The 13,391-nt window shown below is 30.7% G+C and carries 9 protein-coding genes; all 9 read right to left on the bottom strand.

Annotated features, from left to right (window positions below; genetic code table 11):
- The gene (locus tag KE631_RS01570; RefSeq protein WP_212509124.1) at nucleotides 1–1,044 is read right to left on the bottom strand and encodes a MetQ/NlpA family ABC transporter substrate-binding protein; all 1,044 of its coding nucleotides are present in this window, start codon (nucleotides 1,042–1,044) and stop codon (nucleotides 1–3) included.
- A gap of 94 nt (nucleotides 1,045–1,138) precedes the next feature.
- Nucleotides 1,139–1,834 (bottom strand): ATP-binding cassette domain-containing protein, encoded by a 696-nt coding sequence (locus KE631_RS01565; RefSeq protein ID WP_212509123.1) that lies wholly within the window; start codon nucleotides 1,832–1,834, stop codon nucleotides 1,139–1,141.
- Nucleotides 1,835–1,952: 118 nt separating this feature from the next.
- Nucleotides 1,953–2,864 (bottom strand): RluA family pseudouridine synthase, encoded by a 912-nt coding sequence (locus tag KE631_RS01560; protein ID WP_212509122.1) that lies wholly within the window; start codon nucleotides 2,862–2,864, stop codon nucleotides 1,953–1,955.
- A 235-nt stretch (nucleotides 2,865–3,099) separates the two neighbouring features.
- Complete coding sequence (ftsH, locus tag KE631_RS01555) at nucleotides 3,100–5,118, bottom strand: ATP-dependent zinc metalloprotease FtsH (protein ID WP_212509121.1); 2,019 nt, start codon at nucleotides 5,116–5,118, stop codon at nucleotides 3,100–3,102.
- A 121-nt stretch (nucleotides 5,119–5,239) separates the two neighbouring features.
- Nucleotides 5,240–6,550: a tRNA lysidine(34) synthetase TilS gene (tilS, locus tag KE631_RS01550; protein ID WP_212509120.1), complete on the bottom strand. Its 1,311-nt coding sequence runs from the start codon at nucleotides 6,548–6,550 to the stop codon at nucleotides 5,240–5,242.
- Between the two features lie 9 nt (nucleotides 6,551–6,559).
- Nucleotides 6,560–8,320 (bottom strand): aspartate--tRNA ligase, encoded by a 1,761-nt coding sequence (gene aspS / locus KE631_RS01545; RefSeq protein ID WP_212509119.1) that lies wholly within the window; start codon nucleotides 8,318–8,320, stop codon nucleotides 6,560–6,562.
- Nucleotides 8,321–8,323: 3 nt separating this feature from the next.
- Nucleotides 8,324–9,592, bottom strand: coding sequence for a histidine--tRNA ligase (hisS, locus tag KE631_RS01540; protein ID WP_212509118.1), 1,269 nt, complete (start codon nucleotides 9,590–9,592; stop codon nucleotides 8,324–8,326).
- 304 nt (nucleotides 9,593–9,896) lie between these two features.
- Entirely contained in the window at nucleotides 9,897–12,134 is a 2,238-nt protein-coding gene (locus KE631_RS01535; protein ID WP_212509117.1) for a RelA/SpoT family protein, read from the bottom strand.
- A gap of 67 nt (nucleotides 12,135–12,201) precedes the next feature.
- Nucleotides 12,202–13,365 carry a tRNA 2-thiouridine(34) synthase MnmA gene (gene mnmA / locus KE631_RS01530; protein ID WP_308507129.1) on the bottom strand — a complete coding sequence of 388 codons (1,164 nt, stop codon included), beginning with the start codon at nucleotides 13,363–13,365 and terminating at the stop codon, nucleotides 12,202–12,204.
- Between the last annotated feature and the right edge of the window lie 26 nt (nucleotides 13,366–13,391).

The raw sequence follows: 13,391 nt of genomic DNA, 5'->3' as shown, positions 1-13,391 counted from the left end.
TTAATTAGAAGCAGGAGCAGCGCCTGTTTTGCCTAAATATTTATCTTTAATGTTTTTACTTATTTGTTTAACTTCTTGTCTTGGAATCATATAAAAATTGGTTGCAAATTGGCTGTTTCCCATATATGCAATAGCTTCTTCTTCTTTTAAAATATCTTGTAAAATTTTAATTTTCCAGTTATTTTTATTATTGTTAGTAGTCACTAAAGAAATGGTATAAGAATAAATAATATCATCTAAATTAGTGGGTTTTTGCATTATTCCTAGTGATATAACATTATTTATTCCCAATCCCATAAGAGTAGGATAATTAAGACATAAATCAAAATCATTAGAAGCAAGAAATCTAGATGTAATTGTCATTAAATCCGATTCAGTAGTGTATTCTATGTCAGGATATAAATTAGTATGTTGAAAATCTGTAGTTTTTAAATTAAATTGTTCTTCAGTGCTAAGAGTGCGTTTTGGGTTTTTTTCTTCAATAATTTTTAATTCTTGCAACACGCGCAAAGCTAAAGAACGTTGAAAATTGTCTTGTGGAATCAAAATTTTAAGGTTGTTAGGATGTTTTTTTCTTTCAATTCCTTCTAAATTATTAAAAGGATTAGGTTTAGCAAAAAGCCCAAATTTAGCTAAATAAACTACTTGGATAAACGTTAATTTATCTTGATCTGGAATATTTGGATTTTCTTTATTAAAAATATTTAAATCATGTACATGAGCGTCTAATTTAGCATCAACTTTTTTGTTTAAAAGTAATTCATTGGTTTGTTTAAATCTAGAACTTATATATTGAACATCTAAATCAATATTGTATTCTTTTAAACGGTCTTTGGCATATTCTTCTAAAAAATATTTAATAGTTGGCAGAGCAGTTGCTACTGTTAATTTATGGTTTTTTTGGTTGGAAGGGGTATGAGCTAAAGATTTTTTAGCATCCCAAAGAAAATAACCCAAAAGCAAATTACACAAAAGAGAAATAGTTAATAAGGCAAATAATAGATTTTTTTTAGTTTTGGAAGATAAAGAAGAAAGTTCAAACATGTAATGTGTTTTCTTTCTAAGTGATTTTATTTATTAATATTTTGTTGGACAAAAACATTTGTATGATAAAAAAGGATAAGAAAAAGGATAAAATTTAGATAAAAATGTTTTGATAAGAAGTAGCTTCAAATTTACAAGAAGGATTAAGGGTAGCAATATTAGCTAATTTTCCTTGCTCCAAAATAGCTACACGATGGCACAAACTTTTAATTACTGCAACATTATGAGAAACCAAAACAATGGTAGTTTTTAGTTTTTGATTGGTTGTTTGCAATAACTTCAAAATCTCTTGACTTGTCATTTCATCCAGGGCAAAAGTAGGCTCGTCACAAAAAATAATTTTAGGCTCGTAAACTAAGGCACGTGCAATGGCTACACGTTGTTTTTGTCCGCCCGAAAGCGTTTTAGGATAGGCAGTTGCAAATTGGCAAAGTCCTACAAAATCTAGCATTTTATTTACTTTAGTAGTAATTTGTTCTTCGGGAGTGCTTCTTATTTCTAAAGGAAGAGCCACATTTTCAAAAACATTTAAATTACTCAAAAGATTAAAATTTTGAAAAATCATAGCACTTTCTAGATGACTAAAAGCTTTTTGCATGGAAGAATTAGCATTTTTATCAGGCAACATAAATCCATTCATAATTTTTAATAAAGTAGTTTTGCCAGAACCCGAAGTTCCTACTAACCCAAAGATTTCGCCTTTCAAAACTGCAAGTGAAATGTTTTGTAAAACTGGAAGTTTTTCTTTTTTAAGGAAAAAAGTTTTCGAAAGATTATTAATTTTAATCATAAATAATTCCTTGTTTATTGTTTTTTTAATTTAAATGATTGTAAAATTGGAAAGTGGGTGAAAAAAATAAAAAGTTTAAAACACAAATGATAAAGTAAAGATAAAAAAGTTTAAAGCATTAATTGGAGTTGTTAAGAGATTGTAAAAGTTTTTCAAAATTAGCAGGTAAGGGTGCTTCTAAAATAAGATTTTGATTGGTGATAGGGTGGTTGAATTTTAACATTTTGGCATGCAAAAATTGACCTAAAGGAGTAATATGGTGTGATGAACCATAAAGTAGATCTCCTATAATAGGACGTTTGAGGAAGGAAAAATGTGCTCTTAGTTGATGAGTTCTTCCTGTTTCCAAATTAAATTCCATCAAAGAAAAGTGAGAAAAACGTTGCAAAGTTTTAAAATGAGTAACAGCAGTTTTACCGTCTGGAATAACTTGCATTTTTAATCGATTATGAGGATTTCTTCCAATAGGCAGTTTGATAGTGCCTTGATCTTCTAAAAAACCTTCAATTAAAGCCCAATAGATTTTGGTAATTTTTCTTTGTTGGAACGCAATTTGTAGTTTGTCGCTTACATCATTATTTTTGGCAATAATTAATAAACCAGTAGTATTTTTGTCAAGTCTATGCACGATACCAGGTCTTTGGGTATCTACATGACTTAAAGTTGCAAATTGGTACAACAAGCCATTAACTAAGGTTGTTTCTTGAAAACTTAAAGAAGGGTGTGCTACCAAATTGTCAGGTTTATTAATAACTGCTAAATAGGGGTCTTCGTAAATGATGTCTAAATTAAGATTTTGAGGAGTTTGTAAATTAACAGATTCTTGAGTTTGAGGGATAATAACTGTAATGAGGTCTTGGGCTTTGAGCAAATAACTTTTTTTCGCAGGTTTGGAGTTGACCAAAACTTGTTGTACCAAAATTAATTTTTGACATTGACTTTTATTTAAATTAATGTGAGTCAATAAAAAATGATCTAAACGTTGAAATGCCTCACTTGCAGAAATAAGAAACTCTTTTTTTTCATTCATTTAAAAGGCCTTGTTTTCTAAAAGTTAAAAAAATGTAGTAAAAGAATTGGATTTCAAAAATAAATAAAAAATAATAAAAAGGTTAAAAAATCAAGAAAAAGCATTGGTGATCAATTTAAATTATCATAACGAACACCAACTCTAATCAAACTTAAAATTGGTGTTAATTGTAAAGATATTTTTGGTTTTTGCAAAAAACTATTTTTAGAAATGAAAAAATAGATTGGTTTTGGATTTATTCGGAATCTGTTGACACAACTTCTGGAGAAGTTTTTTCCTTATTGTTTGGATTTGATTCGTTTGATTCTTGGTTGTCTAAATTGGTTGTTGTTTTCAATTCATCATTTAAAGGAGTTGTATCAGTGCTAGTTGTTTCGTTGTTGGCAGGCATGTGAGAAGTTGGTTGGGTTGGGCTGTTGGCTTCTTCTTTTTCTTTTTCCCACCAAGCAATTTTTCCTGTAGTTACAATTTCATCAATATCTCTTTTATTAAGAGTTTCAATTTCAAGTAAATATTTAGCGATTGTGTCAAGCAAATCTTGGTTTTCTTGAATAATTTGTTTGGCTTGTTGATAACAATTAGCAATAATTTTTTGAATTTGTTGGTCAATTTCTAAACCTTTAGGATCAGAAAAATCATTTTGGAAAGTATTTCCTGAATATTGCACTGGTCCTAAATCACTCATGCCGTATTTAGTTACCATCAGTTTAGCTATTTGCGTAGCGTGTTTAAAATCGTTGTAAGCGCCGTTAGAAACGTCGTCAAACATTAATTCTTCGGCAACACGTCCGCCCAGAAAGGAAGTAATTTGGGCTAATAGGGTTTTTTTGGAAGAAAAAAAAGTTTCTTCTTGAGGAAGCATTAAGTTGTATCCACCTGCGTTTCCGCGGGGAATAATGGTGATTTTTTGCACTATTTGGGCAAAAGGAATTTTAATTCCAATAACAGCATGTCCTGCTTCGTGGTAAGCTACCATACGTTTTTCTTTGTCATTGTATTTTTTAGATTTTTTAGCAGGTCCAATTAAAATACGGTCTAAAGCTTCGCTGATATCTTTTTTATTGATAAAAGTAGCATTTCTTCTAGCAGCTAATAAAGCAGCTTCGTTTAAGGTGCCTTCTAATTGAGCACCACTAAAACCTGGGGTTTGTTTAGCTAATTCTTCTAAACTAATTTCTTCTGAAAGTTTTTTATTACTTGCATGTAATTTTAAGATAGCTTCACGGTCTTTAACATTTGGTAAAGTAATATTAAAGTGACGGTCAAAACGTCCAGGACGCAAAATAGCTGAGTCAAGAGCTTCGGGTTGGTTAGTAGCTGCAATAACAATAACACCCATTTTTTGGTTAAAGCCGTCCATCTCTACTAAAAGTTGGTTTAAGGTTTGTTCAGAACTGTTACTCCCACCAATATTGAAGCCTCTTTTTCTAGCAACTGCATCAATTTCATCGATAAAAACGATACAAGGAGCTGCCAGTTGAGCTTCTTTAAAAAGATCTCTGACACGTGAAGCACCAACGCCTACATAAACTTCATCAAAATCAGAACCTGAAGCAGCAAAAAAAGGAACGCCTGCCTCACCTGCAACTGCTTTGGCAAGTAAGGTTTTTCCTGTACCTGGAGGTCCATACAACAAAACTCCTTTAGGAATTCTTGCTCCCATAGCAGCGTATTTGCGCGGGTTTTTTAAAAAGTCAATCAATTCTGACATTTCTTCTTTTTCTTCATCAGCTCCTGCTACATCTGAAAAAGTAAATCTTTTTTGATTGATAATAACTTTGCGACTTTTAGAACCTTTTTTACCAGGGGCTGATGCCAAAATTTCTTGTCCCATTTGTTTGATAGTATCGGCAAAAAAGAGAAAAAAACAGTAAAAAATTAACATTGTTAAACATTGTCTAAATACCCAAACAACAGGTTCATAACCATTCCAAGGTCTAGGATCTACAGAATCAATTTTATATTTGGGGTTTGGTTTTTTGTCAAATACTTTTTCACAAGGAATATTAAAAAAATCAATTTCTTTACCGTCTGTAGTAGTAACTACAACATTACAAAAATATGAATTAAAATAGTGAGGTTCATAAATAATTTTTTCAATTTTGTTATCTTTTGCAAGTTCATCAAATGTATTGTTATCTTTTTTTGCATTCTTAGTAAAATAACAATAAATAAAAGTGGCAACTATTAAAATTAAAGCAAAATAAAGGACGCCCATATTGAATTTTTTAAAAATTTTATCAAAAAATGACATAAATTAACCTTTCTTGCAAGAAATTATCTTTGAGTTAAACATTGAAATCAAATATTTTAATTTTTGGAGTTTAATTTGGGATGGATGTAATTTCTGCATTTATTTTTTTGGATTCTCATTTTTAATTTGTTTGAGAAAAACAATTTGAAGAAGTAAAAAAGTTTTTAAAAGCTAAATAAATCTTGGATTGGTTTCCTAAAGTTAGGTTGATATATAAGTGAGGAATAAATAAAATATTGTCTAGATTGTCTACTACTAACCATAAATTATTTCTTTGAGTAAGGGGCACTTTTTTTTCAATTAAAAATTTTTTCAATTTTTTAGTGCCAAAACTAAATTTTAATGTGTCTTTTGGTTGGCGCAAACGCACTTTTAAAGGAAAACTAACTTTTTGAGGATTATAATTGAGGGATTGTAACGAAGGAGAAATGCAAGCAAGACAAAGATTACATGTAGAAACACACAACAAAGGTTTTGACAAAGCAAAGGAAAGTGGTGGTGCAGGACTCATTAATGTAATGTGCTTGTAATCTTTAATTAAATGCCACTCAAAATTAAGATGCCAAGATAAATTAGGCTTATAAGGATTGTTAATGCCTTTGATGATATTTTGGATAAAAATAAAACTTTTAGTAATATTTTGTTGTTCTAATAATAATAAAATGATATCTTTTTGAATAACTAAATCAAGGTTTAAAAAAGGTGCAAGCGCAAAAGAGTTTGGTGAGTTACAACTATGATTTGTGTGTTTTATAAGAAATAAAAGAGTTTGTTTGCGAATAAAATTATAGGCTTGCAAAAGAGTTTGTTGGTATTTTGGGATATTTTGCAAAAAACTAGTTTGGGTTTTTAAGTAAGGAATAACTTGGTGCCTGATTTGGTTTCTTTGATAAGTGAAGTTTTGATTGGTGTAATCTTCCAAAAAAGGGATTTGGTAAAAAGCAGCATAACTTATGATTTTGGCTTTGGGCACGTATAAAAAAGGTTTTAAAAAAATGAAATCTTGCCAAGAAGTTTGGATCTGCATGCCACTATAACCTAGCAAAGTGCTGCTTCTAGTTATTTTTTGTAAAATAGTTTCTGCCAAATCATCTAAATGATGGGCTGTTAAAATAAAAGGAGTTTGGTGCTTTGTAGCTATTTGCATTAATTTTTGTTGTCTTAATAAACGTGCTTGGGTTTGAAAGTTTTTTTGGGGGCAGTTAAGTTCAAAATAATGGAAACAAAGGGAGTTTTGCAGGCAATAACTTTGGACTAATTCTTTATCTTTCCAAGCATTAGGGCGCGCTAAATGGTTGAAATGCACAACTTGCAGTTTTATTTTTTGTGCCACCAAACAATGAAGTAAAGCCATTGAATCAACGCCGCCACTTACAGCTATAATATAGGTTTGATTGGCATCTAGACTACAAGCAAGTTTGATAGTTTTCATGAAACATCCTTAATTACAATTGCATTTGAATTTGAGTTTTAGGGTGTTGAGTTGTTCTTGGTCAACTGCGCTGGGAGCTTCTAACATCAAATCTTTGGCACTTTGGGTTTTAGGAAAAGCAATAACATCTTTGATATTGTTGGTTTTGGTAAACAACATCACAAGACGATCAAGACCTAGGGCAAGTCCTCCATGAGGTGGGGTGCCGTATTTAAGGGCTTCAACTAAAAAACCAAAACGAGTTTGCACTTCTTCTTGTGAAAATCCTAAAAGACTAAAAATTAATTCTTGCGTTTGGGGATTGTTAATTCTTAACGAACCACCACCCACTTCGTAGCCGTTCCAAACTAAATCATAGGTTTTGGCAAGAGCTTTTTGAGGATTGCTTTTCAAAATGGCAATATCACAAGGAGCAGTAAAAGGATGATGCAAAGAATAAAGACGATTGGAAGTATTTGAGTTTTCCAAAGTAAGATCTGGTTGGAGCAGGTCTTCTTGAGTAGTTTCAAACAAAGGAAAATCAACAATCCATAATAACGCTTCTTGAGTTGTATCAACCAAAGATAAATCAAGGGCTAGTTTGGTGCGAAAAATACCTAAAGCTTTGTGCATAATGTCTTTTGTGCCAGAAACGACAAAACAAATTTCTTCATTTTTTAAAAAAGAATCATCTTTAATAAATTGAGATATTCCACCTATAATTTTATCATTTTTTTTAACAAAAGAAAACAATTTCAAGTTAAAATGTTTACTAAAAAACAATTGATACTCATCTAGTTTTCGGCGTGTCAAAACTGCTGTTTTAGAAACTTTAAAGCCTTTAATGTTGCCTGAAAACATATTTTGGGGGCAAGTGGTAGTATCAAAAAAAGTAGTAAAATCGGTGATTTTAAGGGGATTCCTTAAATCTGGTTTATCAGAACCATAAAGTTCAAAGGCTTGTTGATAAGTTAATCTTAAAAAGGGTTGAGAAAGTGGTTTTTTCCAAATATTGGCAAATAAATCTACTATAATTTCTTCTGTTAAGGACATAATTTCATCTTGATTTAAAAAAGATGTTTCAATATCGATTTGACTAAATTCAGGTTGTCTATCAGATCTGAGGTCCTCATCGCGGAAACAACGTGCTACTTGAAAATACCTTTCAAATCCTGCAATCATGTATAATTGTTTAAAAAGTTGGGGAGATTGAGGAAGGGCATAAAAATTACCTGGATAAATTCTGGAAGGCACTAAATAATCTCTTGCTCCTTCAGGAGTTGATTTAGATAAAATGGGAGTTTCTAGTTCTAAAAAATCATTTTTCAAAAGAGTTTGACGAATACTTTGGGTAATGTGGTGTCTTTGAATCAAAAAATGTTTAACTTCAGGATTTCTTAAATCCAAATAACGATATTTAAGTCTGGTTTCTTCTAAACTTTCTTGACTTTGAAACACATTTAAAGGTAAGGTTTGAGCCTCACTTAAAATTTCAATATGAGATACTAAAATTTCAATATCACCAGTTGGCAAATCAGGATTTTTATTGATTCTTTCAATTACTTGACCTTTAATTTGCACGACTGTTTCTAATTTAATTAAAGCTATTTTGTCGTATTGTGGATTATTTTCTTTAACTAATAATTGAACGATACCAGAAACATCACGTAAGTCAAAAAAAAGAGTTTTTCCTAAGTTGCGTTTACGAAAAATAAAACCTTTTAGAAAAACTGTTTTTCCTTGATGGGCAAGTTGTAATTGATTGTTATAATGGCTATATTTAGTTTTCATGAATTAATTTAACTCCTTGTTGTTTTGAAAATAAGAAACAACATCTTTTTGCAATATGGTGGTTTGCTGTTGGGTGTCAGTATTTTTGATTGTAATTTGATTGTTGTCAAATTCTTTTGGTCCCAGAATTAAAAGATAAAGGGGTTGTTGTTTTAAGGCTTGTTTGAGACTTTTGGAAAAAGATAAAAACTGATAATTAAGATCGGCGGAAAAACCTTGATGGCGGAGAGTTGTTGCAAGTGCAAGTCCTTGATAAAAAAATTGCGGCACACTAACTAATATAAAGGCATCCAAAGAAGGTAAGATATTTTTATTGCAAAAGGAATGAGTGGCTAAAATCGACATTAAACGTTCCATGCCTAAGGAAAAACCAATACCAGGCGAAGGGTTTCCTCCAAATAAAGTAACTAAATTATCATAACAACCACCCCCACCTAAAACTGCTTGATGTCCTTGTTCGTTATTATAAACAATTTCAAAAACGCTATGAGTATAATAATCAAGTCCACGGACTAAATCATGACACAATTCAAAATTAACATTCATTTGTTTAAGCCCTTCTAAAACTTGTAAAAAACGAACTTTGGCGTCCTCAACAAGATGGTCAAAAATGCGTGGTGCTTGCTTTAAAAAAGGTTCGTTGTGACAATTTTTACAATCCCAAATACGCAAAGTATTTTTTTTAAATCTTTCTTGACATAAAGGACATAATTGTTGATAGTGTGTTTGTAAATAGTTTTTAAAAACTTGTAAATAATTATTGTATGTAGTTTTACATCCCAAAGAATTAATCTTCACAGTAATATCACAAATCCCTAATGATTTGAGGGTTTCATAGGCAAGAGCAATTACTTCTACATCTAAAAAAGGGCTTGATTTTCCTAAAATTTCTACTCCTACTTGATGAAATTGACGATAGCGTCCTTTTTGAGGTCTTTCATAGCGAAAATAAGGTCCATAATAAAAAAACTTGTGTAATTGTGAGGTTTTATCTAATTTATTTTCCACATAACTACGAATAACACCAGCAGTTCCTTCGGGACGCAAAGTAATAAAACGTCCTTTTTTATCTGCAAAAGTATAAGTTTCTTTGGAAACCATTTCTGAATGTTGAGCTGCTCTATCAAAAACACCACGATATTCAATTATAGGGGTTCTTATTTCTTGCAAATGATACTTGGCAAACAAAGTGCGAATGTGATTTTCTACTTTTTGCCAACAAACCATTTTATCTGACATCAAATCATAAGTACCTTTAATTTTAGAAAACATCTTTGGGCTCCTTTGCTTTTGGGGTTGGGTTGGGTTTTAATTTTGTGATGATTATTTTTTTGTTATTTTTTTGTTGTTTTGGGATAAAAGTTTTGATAAAGCTTTTTGGGTTTTTGTTGTTGGAGATTTTATATTTTTTAATTTTTGGTGCTAATAAAGCTTTAAAAAATACATGAAAATGATTTAAAAAATACGCACAAACACACAATAAACAAAATAATTTTAATAAGGTGTCATTAATATATGGAGTAAAATAAAATAAATGGGGAATAAATAATTGTCTGCATTATAAATAATAAATTATTTAATTATTGATTCTTTGAATTTGATAAATTTGCGAAATTTTATATAAATTAGTAATTAGATTATTTAATTCTTTAGTATTAGCTATTAAAACCCTAATCTTAATAATAGTTTCTAATTTTTGTTTATTAATAACATTAAATTCTAAAATACTTACATTAAAACTGTTAATTTTATTAATAATTTGTTGCACTAAAGTATCTTTGGTAGAAGCAATAATACTAATCCAAGCAGGATATTTAGCAATAGTAGGGTCTTGTTGCCATGAAGCAGTAATTAATCTTTTTTCATCACATTGAGCTAAATTATTACATTCCTTGCGATGCACAATAATACCTCTTCCTTTAGTGACAAATCCTAGGATTTCGTCGTTATAAACAGGGGTGCAACAACTTGCCAATTTTAATTTAGGATTTCTAAGACCTTCAATAATAACGCCTGTCTCACTTTGATGTTTGAGTTTTTTATGCGATTTTGCCATTTGTTTTTGTAAAATATTTTGACTTAAAGTTTCTTTGGCTAAAACAAGCAATTTATTAATTACTGACTTAGGATTTAATTGTTTTTTAGCAATTTCATAATAAAAATCATTAAGAGTTTGAATATTGTAACGCTCAAAATGTTTTTGGACAAAATTATTATCAATCAAGGAAAGTTCAATTTTATTGGCAGTTAATTCTTTTTCAATAATATCTTTTCCTTTTTGAATCTCTGCTAAATATTCAGTTTTATTTTCTTTGATATCTTTTTTTAAAAAACCTTTAATTTTTCTTTTGGCATGCGTTGTTTTTACCATGCGCAACCAGTCTTTATTAACTGATAAAATATTTTTATTGGTTTTAATCGAAATAATATCACCATTTTTGAGTTGATAATCAATTGGTACAATTTGCCCGTTAATGATGGCTGCTGTCATTTTGCTTCCTACTGCGGAATGAATACGAAAGGCAAAATCAATGGGGGTAGAACCTTTGGGAAGCTCAAATACTTCTTGAGTAGGAGTAAAAACATAGACATTATCACTTAAAATATCATTTTTAATAGAATCTACAAATTCTTTGGGTGTTTCTTCGGGATGATTTTTGGCATCCATAGTAATTTTAACTAATTCTTGATACCATCTTAATTTTTTGGCAAGTTCTAGTTGTTTATCTTCTTGGGAATAAGTTTTATTTTCTTTATAAGCCCAGTGAGCAGCAATTCCTTTTTCAGCAATTTCATCCATTTCTTGAGTTCTTATTTGCATTTCAAACAAAGAGCCGTCCTTAGTTAAAACAGTTGTATGCAAAGATTGATAAAGATTAGGTTTAGGAACTGCAATATAGTCTTTAAATCTTAGGGGAAGTGGCGAAAAATGACCGTGAATAATCCCTAAACATTGATAACACAAATCCACAGTAGGTACAATAATTCGAATAGCTAAAAGGTCAAAGATTTCTTCAAAACTAACTTTTCTTTTAACAATTTTTTTATAAATACTATAAATATTTTTGACACGCCCTTTAATAGTGTAATTTTTGAGTTGGTTGCTGTCTAAAAGAGATTTAATATTGGTGATAATTTTGGTAATTGATTCTTCACGTTGTTGTTTTTTTAACCGAATTAAATTAGAAACACGATAGTATTCTTGAGGAAAAGCATATCTTAGAGACAAATCTTCTAATTGTGATTTAATTTCAAAAAGCCCTAAACGATGTGTTAAAGGAGCGTAAATTTCTAAGGTTTCTTTGGCAATACGTAATTGTTTTTCTGAAGACATCGCATTTAAAGTTTGCATATTGTGCAAGCGGTCAGCAATCTTTACAATAACAACTCTAATATCTTTTGCCATTGCTAAAAACATTTTTTGTTGATTATCGGCATGTCCTTGATTTTTGTGAAAAGCAATTTTGGTAAGTTTAGTTGCCCGATAAACTAAATAAGCCACGTCTTCGCCAAACAAAGAAGTTAAATCTTGCATAGTAGCATTAGTGTCTTCCAAAACATCGTGGAGTAATCCTGCCATTAAAGTATTGGGTTCGCTGTTTAATTGTGCCAAAATTTTAGTCACTGCACAGGGATGAATAATATAGGGTTCTCCTGTAAAACGTGTTTGTCCGTGATGTTTTTCTTTGGCAAAAAGATAGGCTTGAGTAATTTTTTGCAAAATGGTGGCATCTTGAATATTTTTGGAAATCACAGCCATTAAATCTTGATATAATGTATCTTTTTCTAAAGTTAAATCGGAATCTAAAATCATCTTATCACCTTCTTTTTTAAGGATTTGCAAAAAAACGCAAAGAAAATAAAAGAAATCAAAAAATAAATTAAGTGTATAGTCTTTTTGTGCCTTGAAAATAAACTTCTTTAATAACGCCTGCCCCACAACAAATATTGTTATCATAAAAAGCAAATATTTGCCCTGGAGTTACTGCTTTAATTTTTTGAGGATAATGAATTTCTAAGTTGTTTTGGTCTAGCCAAGTTAAAATAACGTCTTGATTGGGTTGGCGGTAGCGCATTTTGGCTTGTAGGTGCAAATTGGTTTTTTTGCCGCGCCAAACAATATCACCAATTAAGGCTTTGTCGCTGTATAAATAAGGATGTGTGCTACCTTGTTCTACGTATAAAGTGTTAGTTGGAAGGTGTTTGCCAACGACAAACCAAGGTTTTTGGCTGGGAACATCACCCAAACCTAAATTTTTACGTTGCCCTATGGTATAATACATTACTCCTTTATGATGTGCTAAAAAAGTCCCATCCAAAGTTTTAATATCACCTTTTTGAGCGGGTAAATAGTTGCTTAAAAATTGAAAAAAATTTCTTTCACCAATAAAACAAATCCCCGTGGAATCTTTTTTAGTGGCATTAATTAAATTATTTTCTAAAGCAATTTGGCGTACTTCTTGTTTTGTGAGATTGCCCAAAGGAAACAAAATATTTTGTAATTGTTTAGTTGTTAGTTGTGATAAAAAATAAGTTTGATCTTTGTTTTGGTCAACAGCACAAGCAAGTCGTGGAACTAATTTTTGGTCTGAAGAAGTTTCATATATAATGTTAGCATAATGTCCCATAGCAATATATTGAGGGGCAAGTTTTGTTGTTGCATACTCAATAAAAGCTCTAAATTTAATTTCATTATTACACAAAATATCAGGATTCGGAGTAAGATTGTTTTCAAAGGCTTTGATAAAAGACATAAAGACTTTTTGCCAATATTCTTCAATAAAATCAACACGATGCAACTTAATTCCTAGTTGTTCAGACACTTTTAAGGCATCTTTATAATCTAGTTCTTGCGGGCATATGTCATTTAAAGTGGGATTGCCTTGGATATCAAAATTAAGATTGCTATCCCAATTACGCATAAAAACTGCTTCTACCAAATAACCTTGTTTTTTTAAAAGAAAAGCAGCAACGGCACTATCAACTCCGCCTGATAAACCAACAACAACTTTTGTCATTTTTTGCTCCTTTTCTTTGTTTTTAATTGGTTATGTGTGTGTGTTTTGATTTA

Source organism: 'Santalum album' aster yellows phytoplasma, assembly GCF_018283495.1.
GTDB classification, from domain to species: Bacteria; Bacillota_I; Bacilli_A; order Acholeplasmatales; family Acholeplasmataceae; genus Phytoplasma; species Phytoplasma asteris.
Note: the sequence above shows the minus strand (reverse complement) of the source record. Positions and strands in the feature narration are given on the sequence as shown.